Genomic DNA, 13,010 nt, shown 5'->3' with positions numbered 1-13,010 from the left:
CCATGTTGCGCACCATGATGACCTCGAAGATCCACCGTGCCACCGTGACCCAGGCCGATCTGCATTACGTCGGTTCGGTCACCATCGATTCCGACCTGCTCGACGCCGCGGGCCTGCTCGAGGGCGAACAGGTCACCATCGTCGACATCGACAACGGCGCCCGCCTGGTGACCTACGCGATCGCCGGGGAACGCGGCAGTGGTGTCATCGGGATCAACGGTGCGGCAGCACATCTCGTCCATCCGGGTGATCTCGTCATCATCATCGCCTACAGCATGCTCGACGCGGCGGAGTTGCGGGAGTACTCGCCGAACGTCGTGTTCGTGGATGCGCAGAACCGGATCGTGACGACCGGTGACGATCCGGCCGATGTACCCGAGGGGTCGGGGCTGCTCGACCCCCGTCACCTCGACGGTCCGGTCTTCGCCGACGCCTCGCTCTGACACGGCAACGGCTTTCGATGCTACTCACCGTCGACGTCGGGAACACCAACATCCATCTCGGCGTGTATGCGGGGGTGGGGGATCACGCACGACTGGTGCGCGACTGGCGGATTCACACCGACCCGCATTACACCGCGGACGAATTGGCCTGGGCATTCCGGGGCATGCTCGGAGACGACATCGACCAGGTCACCGGGGTGAGTGCGCTGTCGACGGTGCCGTCGTTGCTCCGCGAGCTCCGGGTGATGGTGCCGCGCTACTTCGGTAACGGTCCGCATGTGCTGCTCGAACCCGGCGTGCGCACCGGTGTTCCGCTCCTGGTCGACAATCCCAAAGAGGTCGGTACCGACCGGGTCTCCAATTGTTTGGCCGCCCATCATGAATTCGGCGGGCCCTGCATCGTGGTCGCGTTCGGCACGGCGACGGTCGTCGACGCGATCTCGGCGTCGGGCGAGTTCCTGGGCGGGGCGATCGCACCCGGGGTGAACCTAGCCGTCGAGGCGCTGTCCGAACACACGGTCACGGTTCGGAAGGTCGAGTTGATGCCGCCGCGCGGCGTGCTCGGCAAGAACACCGTCGAGGCGCTCCAGTCGGGCATCCTGTACGGCTTCGCCGGTCAGGTGGACGGACTGGTCGACCGTGTCTGCGACACCGTCCCGGGGTTCGACGGCGACGACGTGACCGTGGTCGCGACCGGTTACCTCGCCCCGCTCATGTTCGACGAATGTCGTTCGCTCACCGACCATCACCCGCATCTGACCCTCGAGGGGCTGCGCCTGGTCCACGAACGGGCCAAGGCCAACCCGCGGCGCGGCAAGTGATCTCGCATCTCGAGGCGGTCGGCCGCCGGCGCTGTGGTCAGCGCCCGCGGAGCGCGGCCTCGGTGTAGGCGCTGACTCGGTCGGTCAGCTCGTCGCCGGTCAGCTCGGTGCCGGCCAGCTGATGCACCTGGGCATCGACGGCCGCGAACGCGAGCCGTAGGTCCACCGCCGCGGACTCCACGGTCCAACCGTCGGCGACGAGGTAGGCGGTCAGCCGAGCGATCAGGGTGTCCACGAGCGCGGTGTACCCGGCGGCCAGGCGTGCCGGATCGGCCAGTTCGCGCAGGCGCCCATGTGCACGACCGTGTGTCGAGTTCTCGCGCACCGCCACCTCGATCACGGCGCGCAGCACCTCCGGCCATGGACTGGAACCCACCGGATTGTCGTCGAGCACCGCGGTCATCGCCCGGTCGGCGTCGTCGAGGTGGCGCCGCGCGAGTTCGTCGAAGATCGCCTGCTTGTCGCCGAAGTACTGGTAGATCGACCCCACCGACACCCCGGCCTTCTCCGCGATGCGGTTGGTCGTCACTTCCGCGCCCTCGATGTCGAGGAGCTGTGTGGTCGCCTCGAGGATCGTCTCGACGGTGAACGAAGAGCGTTGTTGCCGTGGTCTTTTGCGCATCTGTTCGGTATTTCGCGTTCGCGGCGGAGGAGTGGACTCAGCGGCCGATCGACAGGGTCAGCAGCGCCCCCGATCCGTCCCGGCCACGAGGCGACCGGTCGATCCGGGTATCACGGCGAGGGCGGTCACCGGCTGCCCGACGTTCGTGGTGCAGATCCGATCGGTCCCGAGGTCCACGAGGTGGACCTGGCCGGTGGTCGACGACACCGCGAGCTGTCCGGGGCCGACCGCGGTGAGATCGTCGAGCACACCCGGCAGCGGAGTGGTGAGATCGGCCGCCACGGAGGAGGCGGCGGGATCGGCGAGCGGGACACGCAGCACGCGACCCGTTGCGCTCATGGTCAGCGTGACATACAGGTCCCGACCGACGATCACGGCGCCGTTGATCCCGGTTCCGTTGATCGTGGCACTGAGAGTCAGGTTCTTCGGTGCCGCGGCCGACCAGGCGCGATCGATGGAACCGTCGGGGCGGATCCGCACGACCCCGAGCCGCCCGTCGGAGACGTACACGTCGCCGGTGCGGTCCACGGCCAGCCCGTTCGGCATACCCAGTCCGCGTGCGAAGACGCTCGCCGGCGCGGAGGGCAAACGCGGGTCGATCCGCAGGACCTTGCCGACCAGCGGAGACCCGGGCAGCATGTTGACCGGCGAGTCGCCAGAGGCGATGTAGAGGAGACCGTCCGGGCCGAGACGGACGGCGCCGGGTGACTCGACTCGGACGCGAGCCGTGACCCGGCCCCGCTGGTCACGTCTCTCGACGACGTTCTCGAGAATCCGCGACACCCACAGGTTTCCGTCGGCGTCGTAGCCGACGTTCTCCGACCATCCGGTCGGCGTCGACGACGGAACGACCTCGGTCACCGTCACGTGGGCGCATCCGGGCGCCGCCGCGGCCGTCGTCGGCTGGAGTCCCAGAACCACAGACGCCATCACCACGACCACCGCACCCACTCGCGAAGACCCTCGCATCGCCCACCGCCTCACCGTCGGCCCACACGCTATCGCGTCGCAGCTCGTCGCAGTCCGACATTCTCGGCGATGCGATGGACGTCGGCTCCGTGCTCCCCGACGTCGAGAAGCTGAGTGCGTGCCCGAGAAGTAGGCCGACGGTGAACGAAGACCGTTGCCGCCGAGTATGTTTCGCATCTTCTCGACGCCGGTGGAATGCGAGTTGCCGGTGGACTTCTCCGGTTCGACGATGGATGCATGATCCGCGAATCCGGAACGCCCGAATCCTACCTTCGCTTCCTGCCCGAACCGTGGCGGTCCGCAGCCACCGGGGTGGCTGCCGAATCCGGCTGGTGGGCCTGGCCGTCGAGCTCCGACCGGCCGTGCGGGGAGGTGGATGTGCACATCCTGCGGGCGCGCCGGAACGCGGCCCCACTGCGCGTGCTGCTGCTGCACGGAGGTGGCGGACACAGCGCCCTGGTCTGGCCGCTGGGTGCGGTCCTCGCCGACGAGGGGTACGAGGTGCTGGCTCCCGATCTGCCGCAGTACGGCCGTACGCGGGTCGCCGACCCCGGGCGGGTTCGCCACCAGGACTGGATCGATCTGGTCTGCGACCTCGTGGTGGCCGAGACCGACGACGATCCGCGGCCCCTCGTCGTGCTGGGTGCGAGCCTCGGCGGCATGCTCGCCTACGAGGTCGCGAACCGTACCGGGCGGGTCGCCGCGGTCGTCGCGACCTGCCTGCTGGATCTGGCCGGCGATCCCGACGCGCGGCGAGCAGTCGCGCGCACGCCGATGCTCGGTCGACTCACCCCGCTGATGCCGGTGCTCGCGCGCCTCGGAACACTCGCGCGGGTGCGATTCCCGATCCGCTGGGTGGCGCCGATGTCCGCGATGAGTCTCGACCCGGCACTGTCCCGGGCCTGCCTCGACGACCGGCTGGGTGCCGGATCGTCGGTCTCGCTGGGATTCTTGGCCGACCTGATGACCCACGAGGTGCCGGCCCCTGAGGAGTACCGGGGTCCGCGCGTGCTGCTGGTCCACCCGGCGGCCGACTCCTGGACACCGCCGGAGGTCAGTGTGCGCTTCGCGCGACGGATCGCGGCGCGTACCGACATCCACCTGCTGACCGGGTGTGGGCACTTCCCGGTCGAACAACCCGGCGTCGACGAGTTGGCCGCACATCTGCGTGCGCTGGCCGCCGATCTCGTCGGGGAGGCGTGAACACGCCTGCCGGTGTCAGCGGAACGCGCGCAGCAGGGGAGTGGGATCGTGGTCGGCGTCGGTGCCGTCGGAGTCCCGCAGCAGTGCGTCGAGGACCAGGCCGTCGAGCGCGGCGACGAGTTGGCGGGCCTCGGTGCGGGGCAGCCCGCCGTCGACGAGCGCCTCGACATAGCGGTCGCGGTGTCCGACCATGGCCCGGCGCAGCTCCTCGTCGCGTGTCGCCAGGAGCATGAGTTCGTAGCGCGCCCGGGTGCGGATCCGGTCGGTGCCCAACCAGCGGGCGATCACCTCGCGCGTCGACTCGCCGTCGGCGGCGCGGTCAGCGGTGAAGACGTGCTCGACGAGAGCCGCGAGGAAGCCGCTCAGACCGCCGAAGTGATGCCGAACGCTCCCGTGTGGCACTCCCGCCGCGTCTTCGACGGCGCGTGCGGACGCCTGGCGGACACCCAGGGTGCCGATGAGGGTGATGCCGGTGTCGAGCAGCACGTCGCGAGTCGATGCAGTCGTCGATTTCTCCACCTGGAGAAGTGTATCTGCTATCCTTCTTCTCCATGTGGAGAAGAAGATCATGAAGGTCGTGGTGGTGGGTGCGGGGATCGCCGGGCTGTGTACCGCGGCCGGTCTGGCACGCAACGGGGCGCGCGTCACCGTCGTGGAGCGGGCACCTGAGGTACGGGGCGGCGGGGCGGGTCTGAGCGTGTTCGCCAACGGGGTCCGTGCGCTCGACGCCCTTGGGTTGCGGTCGGCGATCGGCGACGCTCTTGCTCCGCCTGCGCCGACAAGCGGGACCCGGACGCCGGACGGCCGGTGGCTCAGCCGATTCGACCCGGCGTCACTGGTCGACATGCGCGTCGTGCGCCGCACCGACCTCCACGCGGGCCTGCTCGCCGCGGTGACCGACGACGTCGAGATCCGGACAGGATCGGGTGTCGACGACATCTCGCCCGGGAGTGGACTTGTGCGCCTGGCCGATGGAACCGAGATCGGTGACTGCGATCTGATCGTCGGCGCCGACGGCCTCCGCAGCCGGGTGCGGCCCGCGATCGTCGCGGACCCGGGCGTCCGGCGGTGCGGTTACTCCGCCTGGCGAGCTGTCACATCGACCCCGGTGAGGGTCGACGCCGCGGGTGAGACGACCGGTCGTGGGGCGCGGTTCGGGGTCGCGCCGCTGCCGGACGGACACGTCTACTGGTTCGCCTCGGTGTCGACCACAGGAGACGGCGCTGACGGCGGTCTCGACGAAGTGCGGCAACGGTTTTCGGGGTGGCACCGGCCGATCGGGGAGTTGCTCGAGGCCACCGACCCGGCGGACGTCGGGTATCTCCCGATCGAGGAACTCGCCGCCTCCCTGCCGACGTTCGTCGGATCGCGGTGCGTCCTCGTCGGTGACGCCGCGCATGCCATGACGCCGAATCTGGGTCAGGGAGCCAACCAGGCGATGGAGGACGCGGCCACCCTGGTGGCCCTGTTGCGCAGGTCGGGTCCCGGCGGTCTCGACGACACGTTGCGGGTCTACGACGAGCTGCGGCGCCCGCGGACCCAACGGATCGCGCGGCAGGCGTCGATGGTCGGCCGGGTCGGCCAGATGCGCGCCGGGCCGGCGGTCCGGGCCCGCGACCTCGCCCTGCGCATGACGCCCGACGCCGTCCTCAACGCGCAGATGCGACGCGTGCAGCGGTGGGAGCCGCCGGAAGTGTGACGTCGTCGCTCCGATCGGGGTCTGGCCGGTCGGGGCGGGCTGTGGCATACTCGTCGCCGTGATCATGAGCTGTCAGGAGTGTTGTCGGGGCTAGTACCGCGTCTGCGGCTGCCCTACTTCGCGCTCCCCGCTCGATCTCGATCACATCAGGACATCTCCTCATGACCGCTTCGGTTGCTTCTTCTGCTGTCACCTCGCCCGCCTCGGTGTTCTCCGTTGCGCCGCCCACTGTCGCCCCGGCACCCCGTGCGCCGTTGTCCCTGCGGGTCGACGACTACGCGTCCGCGGTCGCCGCCGGCGCGATCCCGGTCGACGTTCGCTCCCACCGGCGCCGTCAGCTCGACGGCGCACTGTTCGGTGCCCTCGCCATCAATGCGGTCGAGGTTCTCGACCGGCTCACGCCGGACACCCCTGATTCCCTGCGCGCCGCCCGACCGGAGTCGCGATGGATTCTCGTCAGCGAGGACGGGCACGAGGCCGAATGGCTCGCGTGGCACCTGCAGGCGCGTGGCGTGCACGGTGCGGTGTTCGTCGTCGGCGGGCACCGTCGGATGCGGTCGGCACGGGTCAACGGCCGGATCCGCCCCGACGACCTCGCCGTCATCTCCGCACACGAGAGCTGACCCCGCGCCCGGCACGACCCGGTTGTGGCCTCGATCACGGCCGGGCGGTGAATTGGGAGTCGATGACCGGCCCCGATAGGGTGCGTGGGGTGAGTGACAGCCCGACCAGCACCGCCACGCCCGAAGCGACCGACGAGCAGACTCCCGAGCAGTTGCGGATCCGCCGCGAGAAGCGTGAGCGGATCCTGGCCGAGGGTCGCGAGGCCTACCCGGTGGCGATCCCGCGCACGCACAGCCTCGGTGAGATCCGCGCGGCCTATCCCGACCTCGAGGCCGGTACCGAGACCGGACAACACGTCGGCGTGAGCGGGCGCGTGATCTTCCTGCGCAACAAGGGCAAGCTGTGCTTCGCGACGCTGCAAGAGGGCGACGGCACCCAGCTGCAGGCGATGGTCAGCTTCAACGGCGTCGGCGAGGACGCGTTGGCGCGGTGGAAGTCCGAGGTCGACCTCGGAGACATCGTCTTCATCTCGGGCGAGGTCATCAGCTCGCGCACCGGCGAACTGTCGGTGATGGCCGACGGTTGGCAGATGGCGTCGAAGTCGTTGCGTCCGTTGCCTGTCGCCCACAAGGACATGAACGAGGAGACCCGCGTGCGGCAGCGCTACGTCGACCTCATCATGCGTCCGGAGGCGCGCAGCATCGCCCGGACCCGGATCTCGGTGATCGCCGAACTCCGTGCGGCCCTGGGCCGTCGAGGTTTCCTCGAGGTCGAGACCCCGATGCTGCAGACCCTGCACGGCGGTGCGGCGGCGCGTCCGTTCGTGACCCATTCCAACGCGTTCGACATCGACCTGTTCCTGCGCATCGCACCGGAGCTGTTCCTCAAGCGTTGTGTGGTCGGCGGCATCGAGCGCGTCTTCGAGATCAATCGCAACTTCCGCAACGAGGGTGCCGACTCCACCCATTCGCCGGAATTCGCGATGCTCGAGACCTATCAGGCCTACGGCACCTACGACGACTCCGCCGTCATGATCCGCGAACTCGTGCAAGAGGTTTCGCAGGCGGCGCTCGGCACCCAGACCCCGACCATGCCGGACGGTTCCGCCTACGACCTGTCCGGTGAGTGGACCGCGCTGGAGATGTACCCGTCGCTGTCCGAGGCACTCGGTGAGCAGATCGTCCCCGCGGGCGCCGACGGCGAGACCACCGTCGACCAGTTGCTTGCGATCGCGGCACGGGTGGGCCTCGAGATCCCGAAGGACAAGGGGTACGGCCACGGCAAGCTCGTCGAAGAACTCTGGGAACACATGGTCGGTGAGAAGCTGGACCGCCCGGTCTTCGTGCGCGACTTCCCGGTCGAGACCTCGCCGTTGGTCCGCGCGCACCGGTCGGTGACCGGCGTCGTCGAGAAGTGGGACCTCTACGTGCGCGGCTTCGAGTTGGCGACCGGCTACTCCGAACTCGTCGACCCCGTCATCCAGCGCGAGCGTTTCGCCGACCAGGCGCGCCTGGCCGCCGCCGGTGACGACGAGGCGATGGTCCTCGACGAGGAGTTCCTCGCCGCGATGGAGTACGGCATGCCGCCGACCACCGGCACCGGGATGGGCATCGACCGTCTGTTGATGGCCCTCACCGGTCTCGGCATCCGCGACACCATCCTCTTCCCCCTGGTGAAGCCCCGCTCCTGACCGGGATTTCGGAGCGGAATCCCGGGTGAGGTCAGGTGAGGTTGCGCTTGAGGATCTTGCCCGCCGCGTTGCGGGGGAACTGCTCGACGAAGACCACCGACCGGGGGACCTTGAAGTTCGCGAGATGCTGCTTGGCGTAGGCGATCACACGGTCCTCGTCGAGGTCGGCGTCCGCGCGGACCGTCAGGTAGGCGCGGCCGACCTCGCCGAGCCGGTCGTCGGGGACGCCGACGACCGCCGACTCGGTGACACCGTCGATCCGGGCGAGGGTCTGCTCGATCTCCGCGGGGTAGACATTGAACCCACCGCAGATGTACATGTCCTTGAGGCGGTCGGTGATCTTCAGATTGCCGCGCTCGTCGATGGTCCCGATGTCACCGGTGTGCAGCCATCCGTCGGCGTCGATCGTCGCAGCGGTGGCGTCGGGATCGTCGAGGTAGCCGACCATCACCATGTCTCCGCGGGCGAGCACCTCGCCGTCGTCGGAGAGCCGGATCTCCATGCCCGGGAACGCCCGCCCGCAGGTGGTGGCCACCGTCGTGTCGTCGTCGTCGGGCGTGCACGTCGACACGAAGCCGCTCGCCTCGGTCAGGCCGTAGGCGGTGATGACGGTGTCCACGCCGAGGTCCTGCTGGAGGCGTTCGACGAGGACGACGGGCACGATCGCGGCGCCGGTGATGACGATGCGCAGGCTGGACAGATCGTGGTCGGCGCGTTTCGGGTCGTCGAGGATGGTCTGGAAGATCGTGGGTGCGCCGGGGAAGACCGTTGCGCGTTCGTCGGACACGAGCGTCATCGCCTGCTCCGGTGAGTACACGGCGAGCGGCAACATCGTCACGCCGAACAGGACGCTCGGCAGGATGCCCGCCTTGTATCCGAACGTGTGGAAATACGGGTTGACCATCAGGTAGCGGTCACCGGGGTGCAGTCCTGCGTTCGCGCCCCACCCGTACGACCCGGTGAGGGTCTGTCGGTGAGTTGCCAGCACGCCCTTGGACTTTCCGGTCGTCCCGGAGGTGAAGAGGATGTCGGAGATGTCGTCGGGGGAGACGGTGTCGGCTCGACGGTCGGCGTCGGCCAGCGCGTCGTCGGTCTCCCGTTCGAGGAAGTCGTGCCAGTCGACGGCCCCGTCGAGAGCAGGCGCGCCGCGGGTGAGCGGCACCCGGATCACCAGATCGGGCATCGAGGCGCGGTGGTCGCGGAGGAGCTCGGTGGCGTGGTCGGCACCGAGGAACTCGCCGGACACGATGACCGCGCGGGCCCCCGAACGTTCGATGATCTCGATGGCCTCGCCTGCGGTGTAGCGGGTGTTGAGCGGGACCAGCGTCGCCCCGGCGTAGTGGGCCCCGAGTGCCGCGATCGGCCAGTGAAAACTGTTCGGTGACCAGATGGCGACCCGATCGCCGGCCTTGATTCCCGACGCCACCAATGCACCTGCGAATGCGCGCACGACGCCGTGTAGCTGCGTCCAGGTCAACTCGAGGCGCGGATGCGACGAAGGGTGCCACTGACCGTCGACGAGAGCGATACGGTCGGGCCAGGTCTGCGCTGCGCGTCGAACTGCGGCCGGTGTCGTGGGAGAGGGGAGAGTCTCGAGCAGCGAGGTCTGCGCCATGCGCCCCAACCTAGCACTTGCTTGGTGCGTTATGCTAGCGCTCATGACCACGACGAATCTCGCCGATCGTGCCGTCGACCTGGGTGAATGGGCGAAATCGACGCCGAACGCCACCACTGAGTTCGCGGCCGCGGTGCGGACGTGGCTCGACGAGAACCTGACGGGCGACTTCGCCGATCTGAAGGGTCGGGGCGGCCCCGGTAGCGAACACGAGTTCTTCGCCGAACGCCTTGAATGGGACCGTCACCTCGCCCGCGCCGGCTGGACCTGCATCGGCTGGCCGGTCGAGTACGGCGGTCGGGGAGCGACGCTCGAGCAGCGGATCATCTTCCACCGCGAATACGCCCGCGCGAACGCGCCGGCGCGGGTGAACCACCTGGGCGAGGAGTTGTTGGGCCCCACGCTCATCGCCTACGGCACCGACGAGCAGAAGCGGCGTCTGCTGCCCGGGATCGTCGATGTCACCGAACTGTGGTCGCAGGGCTACTCCGAGCCCGGCGCCGGTTCGGATCTCGCGGGTGTGTCCACGTCCGCACGCCTCGACGAGTCGAACGGCTCGGGCAAGTGGATCATCAACGGCCAGAAGATCTGGACCTCGCTCGCGCATGTCGCGCAGTGGGTGTTCGTGATCGCTCGCACCGAGAAGGGGTCGTCACGGCATGCCGGACTGAGTTTCCTGCTCGTACCGCTCGATCAGCCGGGAATCACCGTGCGCCCTATCCAACAGCTCACCGGTACTTCGGAATTCAACGAGGTGTTCTTCGACGACGCGGAGACCGAGGCCGATCTGATCGTCGGCGAACCCGGCGACGGGTGGAAGGTCGCGATGGGGCTGCTGCAGTTCGAGCGCGGTGTTTCGACGCTGGGGCAGCAGGTCGGATTCGCCCGCGAGCTGGGTAATCTCGCCGATCTGGCGAGAGTCAACGGGTCGGTGGACGACCCGGAGATCGCGTCGCGTCTGGCCCGCGCCGACATCGGGCTCAAGGTCATGCGGGCGCATGCACAGCGGACGCTCGACGGCGACGTGACGTCTCAGGCGGGCGCGGCGTCGGTGTCGAAGTTGTTGTGGGCCAACTGGCATCGCGATCTCGGCGAACTCGCGATGGACGTCGTCGGTGCGCCGTCGCTGATCGGACCGGCCGCGACCGCCGAAGGGAAGGCCAACGACATCGCCGACCCGGAGAACGTCGAACTCGACGAATGGCAACGGCTCTACCTGTTCACCCGCGCCGACACGATCTACGGCGGGTCGAACGAGGTGCAGCGCAACATCATCGCCGAGCGGGTGCTCGGCCTACCCCGAGAGGCACGCTGAGATGACCGGAGTCGATGTCAACGGAGCCAACGCGACGGGCCGGGCGCTCTCGCCGCTCGCGACTCCGCCCGCCGAGATCGCCGGGCACAGCCTGTTGCTGGGCAAGAAGGTCGTGGTGACCGCCGCTGCCGGAACGGGTATCGGCTTCGCGTCGGCCCGTCGCGCGCTGCTCGAAGGTGCGGATGTGCTCGTCAGCGACTGGCATGAACGACGGCTGGGTGAGGCCGCCGAGAAACTCGCCGCCGAGTTCCCCGAACGCACGGTCGCCCAGCGCACCTGCAATGTCCAGGTCACCGCCGAGGTCGATGCGCTGATCACCGATGCCGCAAGCGAACTCGGGCGCATCGATGTGCTGGTCAACAACGCCGGACTCGGTGGGGAGACCCCGGTCGCCGAGATGACCGACGAGGAATGGGACCGCGTCCTCGACATCACGCTCACCGGTACCTTCCGCGCGACCCGCGCAGCCCTGCGGTACTTCGGATCGGTCGACCACAACGGCGTCATCGTCAACAACGCGTCGGTGCTCGGGTGGCGGGCGCAGCGCGGCCAGGCGCACTACGCCGCGGCCAAGGCCGGGGTGATGGCCCTGACCCGGTGTTCGGCACTCGAAGCCGCCGACGTCGGGGTACGCATCAACGCGATTGCGCCGTCGATCGCCAAACACCCGTTCCTCGCGAAGGTCACCAGCGACGACCTCCTCGACGAACTCGCCTCCCGCGAGGCCTACGGGCGCGCCGCCGAGGTGTGGGAGGTCGCCGCAACCGTCGCGATGCTTGCCAGCGACTACACCACCTACCTCACCGGGGAGGTCGTCTCGATCTCCAGCCAACGCGCCTGACGCGCAACCCACTTCTACCGATCCAAGGAGCACCGACCATGACCACACCCCAGGCCTACATCGTCGACGCCGTCCGCACCCCGGTCGGCAAGCGCAACGGCTCGCTGGCCAAGACCCACCCCGCCGATCTCGGCGCCCACATCATCTCCGCCCTCGTCGAGCGCACCGGTATCGACCCGGCAGCCGTCGACGACGTGGTGTTCGGCTGCCTCGACACCATCGGCGGGCAGGCCGGCAACGTCGCGCGGACCGCCTGGCTCGCCGCGGGTCTCCCGCTCGAGGTGCCCGGCACCACCGTCGATCGTCAGTGTGGTTCCAGTCAGCAGGCCATCCACTTCGCCGCCCAGGGCGTCATGAGCGGCACCCAGGACATCGTGGTCGCCGGCGGCCTGCAGAACATGAGCGCGATCCCCATCTCACAGGCCATGATCGCGGGCAAGGACTTCGGATTCACGACGCCCACAGCGGAATCCGCGGGCTGGCAGGACCGCTTCGGGGATGCGCAGATCTCGCAGTTCCTCGGCGCGGACATGATGGCCAAGAAGTGGGACATCAGCCGCGAGGACATGGAGCGCTGGGCCCTGCAATCACACGAACGTGCCCGAGCGGCGATCGCCGACGGCAAGTTCGACAACGAGAACATCACGCTCGGCGACTGCGTCGTCGACGAATGCCCGCGCGAGACCTCGATGGAGAAGATGGCCGGCCTCCAGGTGCTCGCCGAGGGCTCACGCCTCACCGCCGCCGTCGCCTCGCAGATCGCCGACGGTTCCTCGGCGACCCTCGTCGTCTCCGAGCGCGCGCTGAAAGAACACAACCTCACCCCGCGCGCCCGCATCCACCACATGTCCGTGCGCGGCGACGACCCCGTGATGATGCTGTCCGCGCCCATCCCCGCCACCAAGTACGCGCTCGACAAGACCGGACTGTCGATGGACGACATCGACGTCGTCGAGATCAACGAGGCCTTCGCACCCGTAGTGCTCGCCTGGCTCAAGGAGACCGGCGCCGACCCCGCCAAGGTCAACCCCAACGGCGGCGCCATTGCCCTCGGCCACCCCCTCGGCGCCACCGGCGCCAAGTTGTTCGCCACCCTCCTCAACGAACTCGAGCGCACCGGCGGCCGCTACGGCCTGCAGACGATGTGTGAAGGCGGCGGGACCGCCAACGTCACGATCATCGAGCGGCTCGGCTGAGCTGCGCCCCTGCTGCCCAATCCGAAAGAGCC

General features: G+C 68.8%; 13 protein-coding genes. 9 read left to right on the top strand and 4 right to left on the bottom strand.

Annotation, left to right across the window (positions count from 1 at the left end; translation table 11 throughout):
* Positions 1-2 precede the first annotated feature (2 nt).
* Both panD and BCM27_RS20610 read left to right on the top strand, forming a co-directional pair.
* Positions 3-443, top strand: coding sequence for an aspartate 1-decarboxylase (panD, locus tag BCM27_RS20615; RefSeq protein WP_033205068.1), 441 nt, complete (start codon positions 3-5; stop codon positions 441-443).
* Between the two features lie 17 nt (positions 444-460).
* On the top strand, positions 461-1,264 hold the full coding sequence (locus BCM27_RS20610; RefSeq protein WP_004020819.1) for a type III pantothenate kinase: 804 nt from the start codon (positions 461-463) through the stop codon (positions 1,262-1,264).
* A 37-nt stretch (positions 1,265-1,301) separates the two neighbouring features.
* Here BCM27_RS20610 and BCM27_RS20605 read toward each other — a convergent pair whose 3' ends face one another.
* Together BCM27_RS20605 and BCM27_RS20600 are read right to left on the bottom strand one after the other, a co-directional pair.
* Complete coding sequence (locus tag BCM27_RS20605; RefSeq protein ID WP_004020820.1) at positions 1,302-1,886, bottom strand: TetR/AcrR family transcriptional regulator; 585 nt, start codon at positions 1,884-1,886, stop codon at positions 1,302-1,304.
* Between the two features lie 57 nt (positions 1,887-1,943).
* Positions 1,944-2,816 (bottom strand): SMP-30/gluconolactonase/LRE family protein, encoded by an 873-nt coding sequence (locus tag BCM27_RS20600; protein ID WP_239450626.1) that lies wholly within the window; start codon positions 2,814-2,816, stop codon positions 1,944-1,946.
* A gap of 276 nt (positions 2,817-3,092) precedes the next feature.
* On the opposite strand from BCM27_RS20600, the gene BCM27_RS20595 reads away from it, so the two are divergent.
* Positions 3,093-4,058, top strand: a complete 966-nt coding sequence (locus tag BCM27_RS20595; protein WP_004020822.1) for an alpha/beta hydrolase — start codon at positions 3,093-3,095, stop codon at positions 4,056-4,058.
* Positions 4,059-4,073: 15 nt separating this feature from the next.
* On the opposite strand, the gene BCM27_RS20590 is transcribed toward BCM27_RS20595, so the two are convergent.
* Positions 4,074-4,544 (bottom strand): TetR/AcrR family transcriptional regulator, encoded by a 471-nt coding sequence (locus tag BCM27_RS20590; RefSeq protein WP_004020823.1) that lies wholly within the window; start codon positions 4,542-4,544, stop codon positions 4,074-4,076.
* Positions 4,545-4,626: 82 nt separating this feature from the next.
* On the opposite strand from BCM27_RS20590, the gene BCM27_RS20585 reads away from it, so the two are divergent.
* The 3 genes from BCM27_RS20585 to lysS all read left to right on the top strand — a co-directional run bounded on the left by BCM27_RS20585 (position 4,627) and on the right by lysS (position 8,011).
* Positions 4,627-5,757: an FAD-dependent oxidoreductase gene (locus tag BCM27_RS20585; RefSeq protein ID WP_004020824.1), complete on the top strand. Its 1,131-nt coding sequence runs from the start codon at positions 4,627-4,629 to the stop codon at positions 5,755-5,757.
* 161 nt (positions 5,758-5,918) lie between these two features.
* The gene (locus BCM27_RS20580; RefSeq protein WP_004020825.1) at positions 5,919-6,380 is read left to right on the top strand and encodes a hypothetical protein; all 462 of its coding nucleotides are present in this window, start codon (positions 5,919-5,921) and stop codon (positions 6,378-6,380) included.
* A 62-nt stretch (positions 6,381-6,442) separates the two neighbouring features.
* Positions 6,443-8,011 (top strand): lysine--tRNA ligase, encoded by a 1,569-nt coding sequence (gene lysS / locus BCM27_RS20575; RefSeq protein ID WP_085944158.1) that lies wholly within the window; start codon positions 6,443-6,445, stop codon positions 8,009-8,011.
* A 31-nt stretch (positions 8,012-8,042) separates the two neighbouring features.
* Here lysS and BCM27_RS20570 read toward each other — a convergent pair whose 3' ends face one another.
* The gene (locus BCM27_RS20570; RefSeq protein ID WP_004020827.1) at positions 8,043-9,626 is read right to left on the bottom strand and encodes a FadD3 family acyl-CoA ligase; all 1,584 of its coding nucleotides are present in this window, start codon (positions 9,624-9,626) and stop codon (positions 8,043-8,045) included.
* 43 nt (positions 9,627-9,669) lie between these two features.
* On the opposite strand from BCM27_RS20570, the gene BCM27_RS20565 reads away from it, so the two are divergent.
* Genes BCM27_RS20565 through BCM27_RS20555 form a run of 3 tightly spaced genes read left to right on the top strand, consistent with a single transcriptional unit; the run spans position 9,670 to position 12,978 of the window.
* Complete coding sequence (locus tag BCM27_RS20565) at positions 9,670-10,941, top strand: acyl-CoA dehydrogenase family protein (protein WP_033205064.1); 1,272 nt, start codon at positions 9,670-9,672, stop codon at positions 10,939-10,941.
* 1 nt (position 10,942) lies between these two features.
* The gene (locus BCM27_RS20560; protein WP_004020829.1) at positions 10,943-11,782 is read left to right on the top strand and encodes an SDR family oxidoreductase; all 840 of its coding nucleotides are present in this window, start codon (positions 10,943-10,945) and stop codon (positions 11,780-11,782) included.
* Positions 11,783-11,820: 38 nt separating this feature from the next.
* Positions 11,821-12,978, top strand: coding sequence for an acetyl-CoA C-acetyltransferase (locus tag BCM27_RS20555; protein WP_004020830.1), 1,158 nt, complete (start codon positions 11,821-11,823; stop codon positions 12,976-12,978).
* Positions 12,979-13,010 lie beyond the last annotated feature (32 nt).

It is taken from the genome of Gordonia terrae, from assembly GCF_001698225.1.
In the GTDB taxonomy this organism is placed as follows: domain Bacteria; phylum Actinomycetota; class Actinomycetes; order Mycobacteriales; family Mycobacteriaceae; genus Gordonia; species Gordonia terrae.
The sequence above is the reverse complement of the archived record's forward strand: the minus strand, read 5'-3'. Positions and strand labels throughout refer to the sequence as shown.

Coding starts and splice junctions, on each gene's coding strand:
- BCM27_RS20555 (WP_004020830.1), top strand. CDS start 11,821: ATGACCACACCCCAGGCCTACATCGTCGACGCCGTCCGCACCCCGGTC.
- lysS (WP_085944158.1), top strand. CDS start 6,443: ATGACCGGCCCCGATAGGGTGCGTGGGGTGAGTGACAGCCCGACCAGC.
- BCM27_RS20580 (WP_004020825.1), top strand. CDS start 5,919: ATGACCGCTTCGGTTGCTTCTTCTGCTGTCACCTCGCCCGCCTCGGTG.
- BCM27_RS20560 (WP_004020829.1), top strand. CDS start 10,943: ATGACCGGAGTCGATGTCAACGGAGCCAACGCGACGGGCCGGGCGCTC.
- BCM27_RS20600 (WP_239450626.1), bottom strand. CDS start 2,816: ATGGCGTCTGTGGTTCTGGGACTCCAGCCGACGACGGCCGCGGCGGCG.
- BCM27_RS20610 (WP_004020819.1), top strand. CDS start 461: ATGCTACTCACCGTCGACGTCGGGAACACCAACATCCATCTCGGCGTG.
- BCM27_RS20585 (WP_004020824.1), top strand. CDS start 4,627: ATGAAGGTCGTGGTGGTGGGTGCGGGGATCGCCGGGCTGTGTACCGCG.
- BCM27_RS20570 (WP_004020827.1), bottom strand. CDS start 9,626: ATGGCGCAGACCTCGCTGCTCGAGACTCTCCCCTCTCCCACGACACCG.
- BCM27_RS20565 (WP_033205064.1), top strand. CDS start 9,670: ATGACCACGACGAATCTCGCCGATCGTGCCGTCGACCTGGGTGAATGG.
- BCM27_RS20595 (WP_004020822.1), top strand. CDS start 3,093: ATGATCCGCGAATCCGGAACGCCCGAATCCTACCTTCGCTTCCTGCCC.
- BCM27_RS20605 (WP_004020820.1), bottom strand. CDS start 1,886: ATGCGCAAAAGACCACGGCAACAACGCTCTTCGTTCACCGTCGAGACG.
- panD (WP_033205068.1), top strand. CDS start 3: ATGTTGCGCACCATGATGACCTCGAAGATCCACCGTGCCACCGTGACC.